At 68.6% G+C, this 17725-nt stretch carries 15 protein-coding genes and 1 tRNA gene; 5 read left to right on the forward strand and 11 right to left on the reverse strand.

Annotated features, from left to right (window positions below):
* Window positions 1-90: 90 nt before the first annotated feature.
* On the reverse strand, window positions 91-2199 hold the full coding sequence (locus F9288_RS17845) for a TonB-dependent siderophore receptor (RefSeq protein WP_174838029.1): 2109 nt from the start codon (window positions 2197-2199) through the stop codon (window positions 91-93).
* Between the two features lie 105 nt (window positions 2200-2304).
* On the opposite strand from F9288_RS17845, the gene F9288_RS17850 reads away from it, so the two are divergent.
* Both F9288_RS17850 and F9288_RS17855 read left to right on the forward strand, forming a co-directional pair.
* A complete protein-coding gene (locus F9288_RS17850) occupies window positions 2305-2835 on the forward strand; it encodes a homogentisate 1,2-dioxygenase (RefSeq protein WP_254620937.1) in 531 nt (176 codons plus the stop codon).
* Window positions 2836-2842: 7 nt separating this feature from the next.
* On the forward strand, window positions 2843-3808 hold the full coding sequence (locus tag F9288_RS17855) for a cytochrome-c peroxidase (protein ID WP_254620938.1): 966 nt from the start codon (window positions 2843-2845) through the stop codon (window positions 3806-3808).
* Between the two features lie 54 nt (window positions 3809-3862).
* Here F9288_RS17855 and F9288_RS17860 read toward each other — a convergent pair whose 3' ends face one another.
* The 4 genes from F9288_RS17860 to lon form a co-directional block, all read right to left on the reverse strand.
* On the reverse strand, window positions 3863-4240 hold the full coding sequence (locus F9288_RS17860) for a winged helix-turn-helix domain-containing protein (protein ID WP_174838031.1): 378 nt from the start codon (window positions 4238-4240) through the stop codon (window positions 3863-3865).
* 181 nt (window positions 4241-4421) lie between these two features.
* Window positions 4422-4496 (reverse strand) — tRNA-Val (locus F9288_RS17865).
* A gap of 72 nt (window positions 4497-4568) precedes the next feature.
* Complete coding sequence (locus F9288_RS17870) at window positions 4569-4841, reverse strand: HU family DNA-binding protein (RefSeq protein WP_174838032.1); 273 nt, start codon at window positions 4839-4841, stop codon at window positions 4569-4571.
* A 169-nt stretch (window positions 4842-5010) separates the two neighbouring features.
* Complete coding sequence (lon, locus tag F9288_RS17875; protein WP_174838033.1) at window positions 5011-7407, reverse strand: endopeptidase La; 2397 nt, start codon at window positions 7405-7407, stop codon at window positions 5011-5013.
* Window positions 7408-7506: 99 nt separating this feature from the next.
* Between lon and F9288_RS17880 the strand changes: the two genes are divergently transcribed.
* The gene (locus F9288_RS17880) at window positions 7507-9186 is read left to right on the forward strand and encodes a M1 family metallopeptidase (protein ID WP_174839162.1); all 1680 of its coding nucleotides are present in this window, start codon (window positions 7507-7509) and stop codon (window positions 9184-9186) included.
* Between the two features lie 25 nt (window positions 9187-9211).
* On the opposite strand, the gene F9288_RS17885 is transcribed toward F9288_RS17880, so the two are convergent.
* The 3 genes from F9288_RS17885 to F9288_RS17895 all read right to left on the reverse strand — a co-directional run bounded on the left by F9288_RS17885 (window position 9212) and on the right by F9288_RS17895 (window position 12124).
* A complete protein-coding gene (locus tag F9288_RS17885) occupies window positions 9212-9799 on the reverse strand; it encodes a GNAT family N-acetyltransferase (protein ID WP_368076166.1) in 588 nt (195 codons plus the stop codon).
* A complete protein-coding gene (locus F9288_RS17890; RefSeq protein ID WP_174838034.1) occupies window positions 9796-10911 on the reverse strand; it encodes a calcium:proton antiporter in 1116 nt (371 codons plus the stop codon). The genes F9288_RS17885 and F9288_RS17890 overlap by 4 nt, the downstream gene beginning before the upstream one ends.
* A 79-nt stretch (window positions 10912-10990) precedes the next feature.
* Window positions 10991-12124 (reverse strand): nitronate monooxygenase family protein, encoded by a 1134-nt coding sequence (locus tag F9288_RS17895; RefSeq protein ID WP_174838035.1) that lies wholly within the window; start codon window positions 12122-12124, stop codon window positions 10991-10993.
* A gap of 260 nt (window positions 12125-12384) precedes the next feature.
* Between F9288_RS17895 and F9288_RS17900 the strand changes: the two genes are divergently transcribed.
* Window positions 12385-12951, forward strand: a complete 567-nt coding sequence (locus F9288_RS17900) for a murein L,D-transpeptidase catalytic domain family protein (RefSeq protein ID WP_254621220.1) — start codon at window positions 12385-12387, stop codon at window positions 12949-12951.
* On the opposite strand, the gene F9288_RS17905 is transcribed toward F9288_RS17900, so the two are convergent.
* The 3 genes from F9288_RS17905 to F9288_RS17915 form a co-directional block, all read right to left on the reverse strand.
* Window positions 12933-13988 carry a glycosyltransferase family A protein gene (locus F9288_RS17905; RefSeq protein WP_174838037.1) on the reverse strand — a complete coding sequence of 352 codons (1056 nt, stop codon included), beginning with the start codon at window positions 13986-13988 and terminating at the stop codon, window positions 12933-12935. The two genes, F9288_RS17900 and F9288_RS17905, sit on opposite strands and share 19 nt — an antisense overlap.
* Window positions 13985-16447: a DegT/DnrJ/EryC1/StrS family aminotransferase gene (locus F9288_RS17910; protein ID WP_174838038.1), complete on the reverse strand. Its 2463-nt coding sequence runs from the start codon at window positions 16445-16447 to the stop codon at window positions 13985-13987. Before F9288_RS17910 ends, F9288_RS17905 begins: the two co-directional genes overlap by 4 nt.
* A 101-nt stretch (window positions 16448-16548) precedes the next feature.
* On the reverse strand, window positions 16549-16848 hold the full coding sequence (locus F9288_RS17915; protein WP_174838039.1) for a chorismate mutase: 300 nt from the start codon (window positions 16846-16848) through the stop codon (window positions 16549-16551).
* A 181-nt stretch (window positions 16849-17029) separates the two neighbouring features.
* On the opposite strand from F9288_RS17915, the gene rpsD reads away from it, so the two are divergent.
* Window positions 17030-17644, forward strand: coding sequence for a 30S ribosomal protein S4 (gene rpsD / locus F9288_RS17920; protein ID WP_174838040.1), 615 nt, complete (start codon window positions 17030-17032; stop codon window positions 17642-17644).
* Window positions 17645-17725 lie beyond the last annotated feature (81 nt).

Raw genomic sequence — 17725 nt, forward strand, 5'->3', positions numbered from 1 at the left:
GATAGTGACTGCTCGACCGGTGACGGATGCTGAACATGACATGCAGCCCTTGTTCAGGAACTTCCTCGACGCGATCGCCCGAACCACGGATCAATAGCGCATTCGCGCGCTCAGGAAATAGCTGCGCCCGGCTTCGGGATAACCGTCCACGAGCTGATAGTTCCGGTCGAACAGGTTACGGACCCCCAATCCCAGCTCCAACCCATCGGACGGCTGGTAATTGAGCCGGAGCGCGGCGTTGGCGTAGCTCCCGGTTCGATAATAGACGATCGGCGCGATATCGGTGACCGTCCAGCGATCGGATGCGATGTCGATGCTGGGAATGACGTGAAAGCGCGTCAGCGGCATCCACTCCGCATAGACGAACGCCTTGTGCGTCGGCACGTCCGTGGGCCGGAACGCCAGGTTCGACGGATCGTGCAGGTCGCGATGCGTATAGGTGTAGTTGCCGCCGAGGCTCAGCACGCTGCCCAGCCGCGCTTCCAGCGAGAGTTCGCCGCCGTAATAGGTTCCGTGACCAAGGTTGCGACTCTGCGTCAGCGCCGCCGGCGCGCAGGGGCCGGGGGTGGTGCTGGCGGTGCAACTGTAGCCGATCGTCGGATAGGAGACGATCGCGTCGGTGACGTCGCTGTAGAAGGCCGCCGCCTCCGCCCGCACCGCGCCGAACAGGCGGTGCGCGCCGATCTCGTAGTTCGTGGCGCGCTCCGGCTTCAGGCCGGGATTGGGGATCGAGGTGCCGAACCGCTGGCTGAACCGTTCGAAGATCGTCGGGAAACGGCCGCGCGAGGAGATCAGCGCATAGAGGCCCGACCCGCCGTCCGCCGAGGTCCAGTCCAGCCGGCCCTGCGCGTTCCAGATGCTGCTGTTGGCCATCGGATAATCGTATATCCGGCTCGGCGTGGTCTTGGGATTGGTGCCGAGCGGCGCGCCATATTCCTCCGCCTTGATGAGGTTGCGCCAGTCATAGCCGAAGCCGGCGGTAAGGATCAGGCCGGGTCGCAGCGTCAGCTTGTTTTCCGCCGCCACGCTGAACGTATCCTCGAGATCCTCCTGCTTCGGCTCGGTGACGCCGCCGGGGAAGCTCTGCTGCGCCTCGACATGCTGGTCGCGCCGCCAATGGGCCGAGAACGCGAGCGCATCGCCCTCGAACGGCTTCACGCCCAGCTCCGCCGAGGCGCCATAGCCCTTGTCCCAATAGGGGCTGTTGAACGCGCGCGGCAGCGTCTGGCTGTTCTCATCCCGCGTGTCGAACGAGCGCAGCATGTTGTAGAAGGTGTTGTAGAATACGCGGGTCTTGAGGGTCGCCCCGGCCGGCAGCGCGGTGGTCGACAGGAAATAGAGGCTGTCGGTGTTCCATTCGGGCCACGTCCAGAAGCGCGAGCTGGTCAGCGGATCGACCGTGCTGATCGGCGCGAGCTTCGAACCCTGCTGGCGCGTGTAGCTGATCGCATATTCGTCGCTATCGTTCGGGGTGAAGCCGATCCTGGCGTTCACCCGCCAGTCGCTGGTGCGCGACAGGTCACGGTGGCCGCCGTCCTCGGTCGCGGTCGGCACGAAGCCGCCGGCGAGATCCCAGTGATCCTGGAAGTTCCGCGCATAGCTCGCCTGCGCATACCATTTGTCGTGCCGCGTACCGAGCAGGCCCGACAGATTATATCCCTGATATTCCCCCTCCCGGCCGAGGCCGAGCGTCCCGCGCACCTCCGCCTCCAGCGGGCGGACCGGCTTGCGCGTTACCAGATTGATCGCCCCGCCCATCCCGTCCGGGCCGTCGAGCACCGAGACATAGCCTTTCGCGACCTGGATCTCGGCGATATCCGGCGTCAGGAAGCGGCCGAAATCGATGCGGTTGTCGGCCGGCAGATATACGCGGATGCCGTCGATCGACAGCGGCACCTCGAACCGGTTGAAACCCCGGACGTAGATCAACCGCTCGTTGCGCGATCCGCCGGTGTTGGCCGCGTTCACGCCGGGAATGAGGTTCGCGGCATCGTCGAGCGTGTTGCGATCGAAGGTGTAGATCGCCTCCGACGACAATGTGGCGCTGCCGATCGCCGCGCCATCCACTCGCGGTGCGGTGACCACGATCTCGCCGAGGTTGAAATTCCCGTCCTGTCCGCCGGCCTTCGCCTCCTGCGCATGGGCAGCGGGGATCGCCACGATCGCGGCGGCGATCGCCGGAAAGGATGTGCAGCGCATGTTGGTTTCCCCTGAAGGCGACGACGGTTATGGTCCGCCGACTCACTATATTTCGCGATATATAGCGGTCCGACGAAGGGGAACCCCATGTTTCGATATAACCCCATGTTTCGATATCTGGCAGCGGCATTGATCGTCGCTGCAACGCCCGCGCTGGCCGCTCAGGAGGCCATGCCGATGCCGGCGCGGGATTGCCCCGCGACGCCGGTCCCGCCGCCCGCCGAGCTGGCCGGCTGGCAGGGGCGGACGGCGCTGTCGGCCGCGTCCGATCCGGCCGGCGCGGACGCGGCGCGCATCGTTCCCGGCAAGGGCGTGGACGCGGCCCTGCTGCCGACGCCGGCGATCCGATATCCCGTGCGGCCGGCGCATCCCGGCGGCAGCGTCAGCCACGGCGGTATCTTCGCGTTCGAGATAACCGAGGCGGGCACCTATCGAGTCGCGATCGGCTCCGGCGCGTGGATCGAGGTGGTGCGGGGCGGCCAGCCGGCGACATCGACCGCGCACCAGCCCGGCCCCGCTTGCAGCGGTGTCCGCAAGATGGTCGATTTCACGCTCGAACCGGGCAGCTACCTGCTGGAGATCGCCGGCAACGGCGCGCCGCGTCTGCCGATCCTGATCGCCCGTCTTCCGCGTTAGCGCGCAATTGCGGCGCCTGCTCATCCTCATGGCGGCGATCGCGGTCGCCGCCGCAGCGCCGGCCGGGTGGATCGGCAGGCTGCCCGGCTCCGTCCCCGCGCCCGCCGTCCCAGTCGACAATCCGATGACGGCGGCGAAGATCGAGCTGGGCCGGCGACTGTTCTACGACGCGGACCTTTCGGTCGACGGCACCATGTCGTGCGCGAGTTGCCATGAACAGCGGCACGGCTTCACTGACGGCAACGCCGGGCATCCCGGCGTCCACGGCGATCCGGCGCGACGCAACGTGCCGGGGCTGGCCAATGTCGCGTGGCTACCGAGCTACACTTGGGGCAATCCGCGCATCCGGTCGCTGGAGGCGCAGGCGATGGTGCCGATATTCGGCACCAATCCGGTCGAGATGGGGATGCGGGGCATGGAGACGGAGCTGGTTCGCCGCCTTGCCGCCGACGATTGCTATCGCCGGATGTTCGCCGCCGCCTTCCCCGCCAGCGGCGGACGGATCGACATCCGCGCGGTGACACGGGCGCTGGCCGCGTTCGAGCGGACGCTGGTGAGCTTCGGCGCGCGGTATGACCAGGAAGGGTCGCTCGATCCGCAAGCGCGGCGCGGCGCGGCGTTGTTCCGCGCGGCCTGCGCGTCATGCCATTCCGGGCGGGATTTCACCGACGGCCGGTTTCATCGCATCCTCCCGCCCGCCGCATCAGATCGCGGGCTGGGCGAGATCACCGGCCGCAAGGACGACGACGGGAAATTCCGCACGCCCGGCCTGCGCAACGTCGCGGTGACGCAGCCCTATTTCCATGACGGTTCGGCGAAGACCATCGCCGACGCGATCGCGCGGCACCCCGGCCGCCGTCCCCCGGCGGACATCGCGGCGCTGACGGCGTTCCTCGCGACGCTCACCGACGAGAAATTCCTGACCGACCCGCGCTTCGGCCTGCCCGATCGTGCCTGCGGGAAGGCGCTTTAGCGGGCGAAGAACGGGGGAGCGGGGCCGGTCTCGAACATCGCCGGGCACGTTGGCCTAGCGCCTCGCCGGCCGGGGAGCATCGAGCAGGATGGCGAGCAGGTCCGTGCCGCTACGCGCTTCCACCTGCCCCGCCATCAGGTCCTGCATCGATCGATAGAGGCGCAGGACCTCGGCGCCGCCGGGCGTGAGGCGCGCGCCGCGTTCCCGCACGCCCCCCGGTGTCGTCGCGACGAGCGGCTCGGCCCAGCATCGGTTCATGATATCGACCAGCAGCCACGCCCGCCGGTAGCTCATCCCCAGCGCCCGCGCGGCCGCCGAGATCGATCCGTGAGCCGTGATCGCATCGAGCAGATCGGCCTTTCCGGGACCCATCGCGATTTCGTCTCCACAGAATAGCTGGAGCTTGATCCTGAAGGCGCGCCGATCGGCCATGTCGAGATCCTGCGGTGAACCGGATTGACGTTCAAGCGCGAAATATCGGGCGGAATTCGCGGCTTCCTCCCTTTCAGGCAGGCCGCGCAGGCTTGCGCTCAGCATCGGGCCGGAGCCTCGGCGCGCGTCTTTTCATCGCTTTTCTGAAAAACGCCATACATCAAGCTAAGCGCTTGAAATATGGTGGGCGCGACAGGGATTGAACCTGTGACCCCACCCGTGTGAAGGGTGTGCTCTACCGCTGAGCTACGCGCCCGATCGCCGCTGGGGCGAAACTGGAAGCGGGCCTTTAGGCGCGCGAATGGCGCCTGTCCAGCCCGCTGTCACCTCAGTTGAGTGAATCCTTCAGGACCTTGCCCGCCTTGAACTTGGGCTGGCTGGAGGCCTTGATCGTCATCGGCTCGCCGGTGCGCGGGTTGCGCCCGGTCGACGCCTTGCGCTTCGACACCGCGAAGGTGCCGAAACCGACCAGACGGACCTCGTCGCCCTTTTTCAGGCTGGCCGAGATGGTGTCGAACACCGCTTCGACGGCCCGGCTGGCATCGCCCTTGCCGAGACCGGAGGCATTCGCCACCGCCGCGATCAGTTCCTGCTTGTTCATGTCCAGTGACCCCCAAATGCTGGATAGTGGGATAAAAGAATGGATTCGCGGCTTTCCAGCCGATCAGGACAGTAAGGCGCGTGGCGTCGCGGCTGTCAAACGAATCCGCCACGAACGCGACAAAGCGCATCCGTGGCGGACCATCACGGTTCGCCGCACACGATTCGAATCAATGATGCAACTCGCCGCCGGCCGGCGCAATAGGCGCCGGCGGCAAGGCAGCCAGTTCGTCCGCGTCGGTCCAGTCGATCGCCTCCAGCGGCTCGGTCAGCGCGAGTCGCAGCACCTCGTCGACATGCGCCACCGGCACGATCTTCAGCCCCTCGCGGATGTTCTGCGGGATTTCGGCGAGATCCTTCTCATTCTCCTGCGGGATCAGCACCGTCTCGATCCCGCCGCGCAGCGCCGCGAGCAGCTTCTCCTTCAGCCCGCCGATCGGCAGCACGCGCCCGCGCAGCGTGACCTCGCCGGTCATCGCCACCTCGCGCCGCACCGGCACGCCGGTCAGCGTCGAGACGATCGAGGTGACGATCCCGATGCCGGCCGAGGGGCCGTCCTTGGGCACCGCGCCCTCGGGCAGGTGGATGTGGATGTCCTTGCGGTTGAACAGGCTCGGCTTGATCCCGAACGACGGCGCGCGGGCCTGGACGAAGCTGAAGGCGGCCTGCACCGATTCCTTCATCACGTCACCGAGCTTGCCGGTGGTCTTGACCGCGCCCTTGCCCGGCACCGTCACGCTCTCGATCGTCAGCAGCTCGCCACCCACTTCGGTCCAGGCGAGGCCGGTGACGGCGCCGATCTGGTTCTCCTGCTCCGACAGGCCGTGGCGGAACTTCTGCACGCCGGCGAACTCGTGGAGATTGTCCGGCGTGATCGTCACCGATTCGGCCTTGCCCTCCAGGATGCGGCGCAGCGCCTTGCGGACCAGCTTGGCGATCTCGCGCTCCAGCGTGCGCACGCCCGCCTCGCGGGTGTAGCGCTGGATCAGCGCGCGCAACCCCTCGTTGGTGAGCGTGAACTCGCCTTCCTTGAGGCCGTGCGCCTCGACCTGCTTGGCGATCAGGTGCCGTTCGGCGATCTCGACCTTCTCGTCCTCGGTATAGCCCTCCAGACGGATGATCTCCATGCGGTCGAGCAGCGGCTGCGGCAAGTTCAGCGTGTTCGCCGTGGTGACGAACATCACGTCCGACAGATCGATGTCGATCTCCAGATAATGATCGTTGAACTTGTTGTTCTGCTCCGGATCGAGCACCTCGAGCAGCGCCGACGCCGGGTCGCCCCGGAAATCCTGCCCGAGCTTGTCGATCTCATCGAGCAGGAATAACGGGTTCGACGCGCCGGCCTTGCGCAGGTTGGTCACGATCTTGCCCGGCAGCGAGCCGATATAGGTGCGCCGGTGGCCCCTGATCTCCGCCTCGTCGCGCACGCCGCCCAGCGACTGGCGGATGAACTCGCGCCCGGTCGCCTTGGCGATCGACTTGCCGAGACTGGTCTTGCCTACGCCCGGCGGGCCGACAAGGCACAGGATCGGCCCCTTCAGCTTGTTGGTCCGCGCCTGCACCGCGAGATATTCGACGATGCGGTCCTTCACCTTCTCCAGCGCGTAATGATCCTCGTCGAGGATCGCCTGCGCGGCGGCGATGTCCTTCTTGAGCTTGGACTTCTTGCCCCACGGCAGGCCCAGCAGCACATCGAGATAGTTGCGCACCACCGTCGCCTCGGCGCTCATCGGCGCCATCGTCTTGAGCTTCTTCAGCTCGGCGGTCGCCTTGGTGCGCGCTTCCTTGGAGAGCTTGAGCGTGGCGATCTTCTGGGTCAGCTCGGCGATCTCGTCGCCCTCGCCTTCCTCGCCCTCGTTGCCCAGCTCGCGCTGGATCGCCTTGAGCTGCTCGTTGAGGTAATATTCGCGCTGCGTCTTCTCCATCTGGCGCTTGACGCGGCTCTTGATCTTGCGCTCGACCTGCAGGACGCCGAGCTCGCCCTCCATGAAGGCATAGACCATCTCCAGCCGCTTGGTCGGATCGGTCTCCACCAGCAGCGACTGCTTGTCGGCCACCTTGATCGCGATGTTGCCGGCCACCGCGTCGGCAAGCCGCGCGGCGTCCTCGATCTCGGCGAGCTGGACGGAGGTTTCCGCCGGCAGCTTGCGGTTGAGCTTGGCGTAATTATCGAACTGCTCGACCACCGAGCGCATCAGCGCGCTGGTTTCCGGGCCGTCGGCGGCCTGCTCCTCGACCGGGGTCGGCTCGGTCGAGAGATAGCCGTCGGCTTCCACCAGCCCGCCGAGCCGGCCGCGCGCCTTGCCCTCCACCAGCACGCGGACGGTGCCGTCGGGCAGCTTCAGCAGCTGGAGCACGGTGGCGGTGACGCCGATGTCGTAGAGGTCGTCTTCCTTCGGGTCGTCCTGCGCCGGATCGAGCTGGGCGACGAGGAAAATCTCCTTGTCGCCGGCCATCGCCGCTTCCAGCGCCGCGACCGACTTGTCGCGGCCGACGAACAGCGGCACGATCATTTGCGGAAATACGACGATGTCACGCAGCGGAAGAACGGGAAAGGTCTGGGTCATGGATACTCCACAGCCGCCCGGACGGAGCGGCGAACGCGGCTTATATGGTGAGCCGGCCCGCCGCATCAATCACCGCTTTGGGTCAACGCCGCGGTGACGATGTTGCTGGCGCTGGCGCTGGCCGCCGATCTTCCCGCGAAAGGCATGCCGCCGCTCACCACGCAGACCCAGCGTTCGGGCGGCCCGATCGACCCCGATCAGGCAAAACTCGGCTTCGACCACGCCGATCTGTCGTTCGAGGTCTATCCCGAAAGGCACGCGCTGAGCGGCATCGCGGTGCTGGACTTCACCGCCCGCGCGCCGCTGGAACGGATCGTGCTGGACCTCGACCGCAACCTGCCCGTCTCCGCGATCGCGGTCGATGGCGCGCCGCTCGCGAAGGACGCATGGCGCAACCCGGAGGGGCGGCTGACTATCACCCTGCCCCATATGGTCGCGGCGAGCGGCAAGGTCCGCGTGGCGATCACCTATGGCGGCACGCCGCACGTCGCCGCCAACCCGCCATGGGACGACGGCATGGTCTGGTCGCAGACGCCCGACAAGCGCCCGTGGATCGCCTCCACCGACGAGGGCTATGGCTGCGACCTGCTATGGCCGTGCCTCGATTTCCCGACCGGCGAGCCGGCGCTGGTCGATCTGCATATCACCGTGCCCAGGGGGCTGAAGGCGCCCGCCAATGGCGTGCTGCTCGGCGTCGATGCGCTTCCCGACGGCCGCACCCGCTGGAACTGGCGCGCGCGCCAGCCCAACACCTATGCGATCGCGCTCAACATCGCCCCCTATGAGGAGATTTCCGGCAGCTACCGCAGCCGCTTCGGCAACACGATCGCGCTGCATTACTGGTATCTGCCCGGCGAGGAGCAGCAGGCCCGCGCGCTGTTCGCCGAATTCGCGCCGACGCTGGATTTCTTCGAGAGCGTGATCGGCCCCTACCCGTTCGCCGACGAGAAGGTCGGCGTGGTCGAGACGCCGCACAAGGGCATGGAGCACCAGACGATCAACGCCTATGGCAACGGCTATGCCAAGGCGCCGGAAGGGTTCGACTGGCTGTTCCACCATGAATTCGCCCACGAATGGTTCGGCAACCAGATGACCGCCGCCGACTGGGACGATTACTGGCTGCACGAGGGCTTCGCGAGCTACATGCAGCCACTCTACGGCCGCTGGCGCGAGGGCGAGGCTCGCTACATCGTCATGCTCGACCAGCAGCGCAACCTGATCCTCAACCGCGCGCCGCTCGTGTCCGGCCGGTCGCGCACCGAGGAGGAGGTCTATGAGCCGACAAAGGGCGGGCCGGCGACCGACATCTATTACAAGGCGTCGTGGATGCTCCACAGCTTGCGCTGGCTGATCGGGGACAATGCCTTCTTCGACGCGACGCGCCGGCTGGTCTATGGCCGGCCCGATCCGAAGCCGGGCAATTTTACGCCCCGCTACGGCTCGACCGCCGATTTCGAGCAAGCGGTGAAGCTGGCGAGCGGGCGTGATCTCGGCTGGTTCTTCGACGGCTATCTGCGCCGCGCCGCGCTGCCCGAACTGATCGAGACGCGGCAGGGGAACATGCTGACGCTGGAATGGAAGGCCGGCGGCCCCTTCCCCATGCCGATCGAGCTGTCGGTGGACGGCGCGGTGCGGCGCGTCGATCTGCCGGACGGGCATGCGACGCTGGCCGTTCCCGCCGCCGCGCATGTCGTGATCGATCCGATGGCCCGCGTGCTGAGACGCTCGATCGCGGTCGAGCAATATCAGGCGTGGCGCTATCGCCAGCCACAGCCGTGAGGCGCGGCCTTCCGGCGATGCGCCTTCATCCCTGCTGCGCTGGCCGCGTCATCGACCAGAAGCGCGGGCCGCCCTTCGGCACATGCCATTCGTCCACCACCTCGAACCCCAGCCCGCGATAGAAGCCGAGGTTCCGTTCGGTCGCCGTCTCCAGATAGGCCGGAAAGCGCGGCGGGATATGCGCAAGGCCCGCCCGCACCGCCGCACCGCCCAGCCCCCTGCCCTGCGCCGCCGGATCGCAGCCTGCGATGTGCAGATACCAATATTCGCCCGCCGGATGATGCGCCGCGATCGCATCCGACACACGCAGCGCCCGCCCGATTCCGCCGCCGAGCGCATGGAGCAGCGCCGGTGCGCGCCGCACGATCTCCCATGTCGGGACATGTGCGTTCCCCGGCTCACGCCACAGGGTCGCCGCCTCGCCGCCCGGCATCACCAGCCGCATCCCGCCGGCGTCGCTGTCGTAGAGCAGGCGGAACAGGCGCGGCAGCCGCCGCGCGCGATCGGCGGGATCGGGGAGGATATAGGAGGTCGCCGGATCGTCCTGGAACGCGCGCGCCAGCATTACCGCCACCGCGTCGCGATCCGCCGCCCCCGCCCGCCGCGCGGTCACGGCACGACCGTCACGAACAGATAGACCGCGAAGATCACCAGATGCACCACGCCGCCGAGGATCGTCGTCCGCCCGGTGCCGAGCGACAGCGTGATCGAGAACAGCGACAGGATCAGCAGCGTCAAGCTCTTGGCGCCGATCCCCAGCGCGAGCGGCAGGCCGAGCAGCAGCGACACCACCGCGACGCTGGGGATCGTCAGCCCGATCGAGGCCAGCGCCGATCCCAGCGCGAGGTTGAGGCTGGTCTGCAACCGGTCGCGCCGCGCCGCGCGGAACGCCGCGACGCTCTCCGGCGCCAGCACCAGCGCCGCGATCACCACGCCGACCACGGCGAGCGGCAGCCCGGCGCCGAGCACCGCGCGCTCGACCGTCGCCGCCAGCCCCTTGGCGAGCAGCACCACGCCGATCAGCGCGACGAGCAGGATCGCCAGCGCCACCCATGTCGTGCGCGCGCTCGGCGCGTCGGCATGCTCGTCCTCGCCGCCGTCTTCCGGCAGGAAATAGCTGCGATGCCGCACCGTCTGCACCAGCACGAACGTGCCGTAGAGGATCAGCGAGACGATCGCGACGAACACCAGTTGCGACGGCGCATAGACCGGGCCGGGCGCGCTCTCGACGAAATTGGGCAGCACCAGCGTCAGCACCGACATCGCCACCAGCACGTTGAGCGCGGCGGACACGCCGGTCTGCGTGAAGCTCTGCTCGCGGAATTCCACCCCGCCCGCCAGCAGGCAGATTCCGACGATGCCGTTGAGGATGATCATGATCGCCGCGAACACCGTGTCGCGCGCCAGCGTCGATGCGTCCCCGGCATCGGACAGCATCAGGCTGACGATCAGCGACACCTCGATCACCGTCACCGCGACGGCGAGCACGAGCGTGCCGAACGGCTCGCCCACCTTGTGCGCCACCACCTCGGCATGATGCACCGCCGCCAGCACGCTGCCGATCAGCATCACCGCGGCCACGATCACCCCGATCGTGCCCATCTTCGCCAGCCCGACCAGCACCGCGACCAGCGCCAGCAGCGGAAAGGCGATCGACCACCACGGCAGGCCGATGCCCTCGGCAGATGCGGCGCCCGGCGGCCCGGCGGTGTCGTCTGCGGCCATCGTTCCTCCCGTTTCGTTCAAGGAACGGAATGCACGAACCGGCGGTTTCTTTCCATCATTTTGGGAAGCGACGCCGGCGTTATTCCACCAGCCCGGTCATCCGTTCCAGCGCCTCGGCGAACTCCAGCTTGAAATCCTGCACCACCTGCCCCGCGCCGCGCACCTGATCGACCAGGCCAACGCCCTGCCCGACGAAATAGGTCACCATCTCGCGCGCCGCCGCGTCGCCCGTTTCCGCCGCGCGGGTCGCGGCGCGGATCGCCGGCTCGCTGATCAGCGACTGGAACGGCATCGGCAGCGCGCCCGGCGAGTCCGGCCCCTCCCACGCATCGGTCCATGCCGAGCGGAGCTGGCGCGAGGGCTTGCCGGTGCGCCCCTTCGACCGGACGGTGTCGCGCGAGGTGGCGGCGACCATCTTCTCGCGGAACACGTCGGAACATTCGCTCTCGGGCGTCGCCAGCCAGACCGATCCGGTCCACGCGCCCGCCGCGCCCATCGCCATCGCGGCCGCCATCTGCGCCCCGGTCATGATCCCGCCCGCCGCCAGCACCGGGACATGGCCGTAGCCTGCGCGGTCGAGCGCGCGCACCACCTCCGGGATCAGCACCATCGTCGAGACTTCGCCGCAATGGCCGCCCGCCTCGCCGCCCTGCGCGACGACGATATCGACGCCGGCCTCCACCTGCCGCAGCGCATGTTCCTTCGCGCCGACCAACGCGGCGACCGGCACGCCATGCGCCCGCCCCAGCTCGATCATCGCCCTGGGCGGCACGCCGAGCGCATTGGCGATCAGCCGGATCGGATGGCGGAACGCGACCTCCAGCATCTCCAGCGCGACATTGGGGTCGAACGGCGCGGGCGCGTTATCGTCGCGCCGCTCCTCCGGCAGCGCGACGTGGTGCCGCGCCGCGAGATCGCGGACGAAGGCGCGATGCCGCTCCGGCACCTGCTCCGCGAGCGAGCCGCGCGTGATGCCCTTCGCCCCGCCGGTGACGAGATTCTCCGGGATCAGCACGTCGAGGCCATAAGGCCTGCCGTCGACATGCGCGTCGATCCACGCCAGCTCCGCCTCCAGGCTCTCCAGCGTATGCGCGGTCGCGCCCAGCACGCCGAACCCGCCCGCGCGGCTGACGGCGGCCACCACGTCGCGGCAATGGCTGAAGGCGAGCAGCGGGAATTCGATCCCCAGCATCGCGCAGATCGGTGAACGCATCGCGATTCCTCTCGTTGATTTTTGCGCCCAGTCTCGCGGCGGCGGAGCGAAAAGGAAAGAGCTTCCGCCCCTTCGATCGCGCGACGGATCAAGCAAATAACGGGCCAAATCGTGCGCGAGGGTGATGAAATCGCAACCCCGCTCGCTTATAATCGGTGAAAGCGGGTATGGGGTATGACCGACCGATGAGCGTTATCGACCGCGCGGCGCGGACGCGTCGCGGATTGCTGAAAGCCGGTGGCCTGATGGTCGCCGGCACCATGTTGCCCAAGGCTCTTACCGCCGCGACGGTGCCGGCGACGCCGGCCACCTCGCCGCGCGTCGTGCGGCCGGAACTGTTGCGCCGCGCGCTCGCCGCGCTGGAGCGACACGGCGGCCGCCTGCAACGCGACCGGATGGCGATCGTCGATTTCGCCGCCGCCTCGTCTCAGCCGCGTTTCCATTTCATCGATCTCGCCAGCGGGGCGAGCAGTTCCAAGCTCGTCGCGCACGGCAGCGGATCGGACCCGGCGCATACCGGCTTCCTGCACCGTTTCTCGAACGCCGGCGGATCGAACGCCTCGTCGGAAGGCGCTTTCCTCGCGGCGGATTATTATGTCGGCAAGCACGGCCGGTCGCAGCGGCTGATCGGGCTGGACCCGACGAACGACAACGCGCTCGCCCGCGCGATCGTCGTCCACGGCGCCTGGTATGCCAATCCCGACATGATCCGCACGCGCGGGATGCTCGGGCGCAGCCAGGGCTGTTTCGCGGTCGGCGAGCATGAACTGGCCGAGGTGTTCGAGCGGCTCGGGACCGGCCGGATGATCTACGCCGCGAAGGTCTGACGCAGCTTCCGCGCCCCGCCGACGAGGCGCGAGACGATCAGCTCCTCGAATCCGGCATAGCCCAGCCCCATGTGCGCCGGGCGGACGGCGAGCGCGTCGCCCAAAGTAAGCGTTCCCGCGCGCAGCCCGGCGCGCGCCACGCCGGCCCAGCGCCGCGCCGTCTCCCAGCGGATCAGCCGCACGTCATGCGCGCCGCAATCGTGCCGCGTGAGGAAATCCTCCTGTAGCGCGACCAGCACCTCGCCCAGCCGGCGCAGCGTCGCGCGGTCGGGCGGCGCGGCGCGACCCATCAGGTTGCGCGCCACCAGCGCGGCTGCTTCCTCCGCGCCGTCGCCGAACACGCCGGCATAGGCTCCGGCCAGCACCCGCGTCGCGCTCGCCCGCATGGTCTCGACGAAGCGCTGCGAGGCGCCGCCGCCGTGCTGGCGATAGATCAGCAGGTCCGCGTCGACCCGCGCGACGCGCCCGAGCCGCGCGATGCGGTGATAGAGGTCGAAATCCTCGGCGTAGAGCAATTCCGGGCGAGTGAACGGCTCCAGTCGCCGCGCCACGTCCGCGCGGATCATCACCGACGACCAGACCAGGGGATTCTCGATCCTCAGCAGCCATTCGGTGAGGCGCGGCGTGGTGTTGGCGGGGTGGCGCGGCGGCCGGATCGCGCCGTCCACCAGCACCGCCGTATCGCTGCCGACCAGCGCGACATCGGGATTGGCTTCCAGGTACGCGACCTGCCGCGCGAACCGCTCGGGGCGGCACAGGTCGTCCTGGTCCAGCCCGGCGATGTAGCGTCCCCGCGCCTCCGCGAAGGCACGGTTGCGCGCGCGGACCGGGCCGCCATTCTCCTCCAGCGCGATCGCGCGGACGCGCCCGTCGGGCCAGCCGCGCAGCACCGCCAGCGTGTCGTCGGTCGAGCGGTCATCGACCACGATCGCCTCGAATTCGCCGAGGGTCTGCGTGGCGAGGCTCTCCAGCGTCTCGCCGATCAGCGCCGCGCCGTTATAGGCGGCCATGACGACGCTGACGACGGGCGCGCTCACGCCGCGCGCCGCCCCTGCGTCGCCAGCAACTGATCGACGATCATCATGCCGACGTCGTTCTGCCACAGCCACAGGCCGTTGGCCTGGCCGACGAAGCTCGCCTCGCCGCCCAGCCGGCCCCACGGCACGAAGCCCGCCGCCAGCCCGATGCCATAGAGGCCGGGGACCGCCGCGCCGCCGGCATCGAGCACGCGGCAATGGCGATCGACCATCGCCCGCCCCTCGTCCGCCGCCAGCGCGAGCGGCGTGCCGTCGAACCGCTCGACCGGCAGCGCGCGGGGGCGATAGCCTAGCGCGGCGATCGCGAGGTCCGCGCCCGCGATGATCTCCCGCGCGCGCGCCTCATCGTCGCCGATGCGATGGAGCGCGACGCGCGGGTCCGGCGTGCGCCCGTCCACGCCCAGCATCCGCAGCACCAGGTCGCGCGCCTCCAGCCGGAAGCCGGCGAGGCGATAGACGAAGCCGGAGACGGGGCAGATGTCGTCCGGCCCGAAATCGGTGAAATTCTCCGCCGCCGCCGCCTCGACCGAATGGTAGAAGGGGCGCAGCGGCCGGCGATGCAGCAAGGTGATCGCGCCGGCGCCGAGCGGCAGCGCCGGCTGCTTCTTGAGCAGCAGCGCGACGGTGGCGAGCGCGCTGGTCGATCCGCCGATCACCGCGATGCGCGGCGCGCGGACGTCGCCGATGAGATCGGCCACCTTCTCGAAGCCGCCAGTGGAGAGCACGTCGTCGGACTGGACGAGCCGGTGCCGCGCCAGTTCCGGCAGCGGCGCGCCGGCGACACGCTGCGCCACCAGCCGATCGAGCGGCTGATGCCCACCGGTGGCGATCACCACGTTGCGCGCGATCCGCTCATGCTCCATGCCGCTCGCCACGTCGCGGACGCGCGCGCGCCACAGCCCGTCGCCATCGCGGCGGATCGCGATCACCTCATGCCCGGTCAGCACCGTCCCGCCATGTTCGGCGACAAGGCGGTGAAGCCGGTCCCCCGTGGCGCGGAGCAACGGGCCTACCTCGGCAAGCGGCACGCCGAGTGCGTCGCGATAGCCGTCCACGGTGCGCGCCGCGGGATGGCCGGCGAGCGCGGCGATTTCGGGATAAGGATTGTCGACCACCGCGCTGAGGAAGGTCTGCGCGGTCGAATCCGAGGTGATGGCATAGCGGCCGAGCTGCCCGCCGCCGATCGCCCGGTCGCGTTCGACCAGCACCAGGCCCGGCGCCAGCGTCGCGAGCAGGCCCTGTTTGCTGGCTGCGGTAAGCAAGGCGGTGCCGGCCGGGCCGCCGCCGACCACCAAGGTCTCGGCGATGCGCGGCGGTTCCGAGACGGAAACGACGTGCGGGGCGGCGCAGGCGCGATCGAGCGCCGCGATCACTCGCTCCGCATCCGCCGCCGTCATCGCATCGTGGAGCGGCAGCGAGAGGATGCGTCCGGCGATATCGTCGGCGACCGGCGTCGGCTCGATCGTCGCCACCTGCCGCACCCACGGCTGCTGGCCAATATGCGGGCTGAAATATTGCCCGGTGCCGATTCCCTCCGCGTCCAGGGCCGCCGCGACGCGCGCGCGATCCGCGCCGCGCGGCAGCAATAACTGGAAGAAGCCCAGAGCCTGCCGCCCCGCCGGCGCGGGCTGGGTCGCATAGCGCCCGCCGATCGCTGTGCGATAGGCGGCGGCGACCCGCTCGCGCGCGGCGCAGGTCGCCCCGAACGTCTCCAGCTTGGCATTGGCGATCGCGGCGAGCACTTCGGGCAGCTTGGCGTTGAGGCCGGGGACGCTGGCGCTGCGCGCGCCGGCGAAGCCGAAATTGGCCATCGCGCGCAGCCGCTCGATCGTGTCACGGTCGCCGCAATGGATCAGCCCACCCTCGGCCACCGCGAAGGGCTTGGTCGCGTGCATCGAGAACACCACCGGGAAAGGCGCGCCCGCGCCGAACGCCCGCCCATCCGCATCGCTCGTGCCGAGCGAGGCGGCGGCGTCGATCACCACCTTCACCTCATGTCGCTTCGCCAACCAGGCATAGCGTTCAAGGTCGATCGCACGGCCGAACGCGGCATAGGGCACCAGCGCCGCGATCCGATCGCCATGCTGGTGCAGCAGCCGCTCCTCCGCCGCCGCGCAGGCGGTCCAGTCGGTCGGGTCGATATCGCACACCAAAGGTGTCAGCCCCGCCCACCATGCCGCCTGCGCGGTGGCGGCGAAGGTCAGCGCGGGCATCACCGCATAGCGGCCGTTCGCCTCCCCCACCGCATCCTTGAGCGCGAGCATCAGCCCCAGCGTCGCGTTGGTGACGGTGAGGCACGCGCCCTCTCCGCCGAACAGCCGCGCCGCCGCTTCCTGCTCGAAGCGGCGCGCCTCCGGGCCGAAATTGCTGTAGATGCCGGAAGCCTCGATCCGCTCCAGCGCGGGCTTGTAGTCCGCCAGGCGCGGCGGATTGGGCACGATCAGGGGTAGGCGCTGCATCGGTCGGGCGAATCCTTTCGCCCCGCTGATGCAACGACCCGTCCTAAGGAGCGGTTAGCGGAAGATCATTTCCCGATCATTCGCATCCGCGCCGGAGGTTTTCACCGCCGGTCGAACGCTTCCAGCTCATAGGCGATCGATGCCTCGACCAGCGCATCCCACAACGCCGCGATCGCGTCGCCCGGCATCCCGGCGGCGACTGCGGCGGCGCGGGCGTTGGCGATCACCTGCGCCTTGCGCGCCTCGTCGCGCACCGCGCCGCGCGCCGGCTTGATCCGCGCGGCGGCGTCCATATAGTCGAAACGGCGGCGCAGCAGCGCGACAAGCTCGCGATCGACCTGATCGACGCCCGCGCGCACCTCGGCCATCGTGTTGCATTGCGATCCGGGAAGGATGGTCATGGCGCGTGCTGTGGCGAGGGCGAGCGCTCCTGTCCAGCTTGACTCGCGTGCCCCGCCCCGCTAGGCGCGCGCCTTCGCAATCGGCCCCGTATCCCCGGTGAAGCGGTGGCCCTGCGTTTCCATGAGCGAAGCGTCAGAGCGATACCGGGATGAACGTCGTTCGCAGATTGAAGGAAAGATCATGTCGAAGCGCAGCAGCGCCAAGTACAAGCTCGACCGCCGGATGGGCGAGAACATCTGGGGTCGCCCGAAGAGCCCGGTCAACAAGCGCGAATACGGCCCCGGCCAGCACGGCCAGCGCCGCAAGGGCAAGATGTCCGACTATGGCATCCAGCTTCGCGCCAAGCAGAAGCTGAAGGGCTATTACGGCGACGTGACGGAAAAGCAGTTCCGCCACGCCTATGACGAGGCCGCCCGCATGAAGGGTGACACCTCGCAGAACCTGATCGGCTTGCTCGAGCGCCGTCTGGACATGATCGTCTATCGCGCCAAGTTCGCGCCGACGATCTTCGCCGCGCGCCAGCTCGTCAGCCACGGGCACATCTACGTCAACGGCGTGAAGTGCAACATCGCCTCGCGCCGCGTGTCGCTCAACGACGAGATCACGCTGGGCAAGAAGGCGCAGGAAATGGCGCTGGTGATGGAGGCGCAGGGCCTCGCCGAGCGCGAAGTGCCCGATTACGTCGCGCAGGACGGCACCGCCAAGGTGACCTTCATCCGCGTGCCGACGCTGGACGAGGTGCCCTATCCGGTGAAGATGGAGCCGAACCTGGTCGTCGAGTTCTACTCGCGCTGACCGATCGGCTCACGGGCAAGCGAAAGGGCGGCTCCGGCGACGGGGCCGCCCTTTTCGTATCTACATGCCGCCCGATCGGAT

The sequence above is a fragment of the Sphingomonas sp. CL5.1 genome, assembly GCF_013344685.1.
Lineage (GTDB): Bacteria > Pseudomonadota > Alphaproteobacteria > Sphingomonadales > Sphingomonadaceae > Sphingomonas.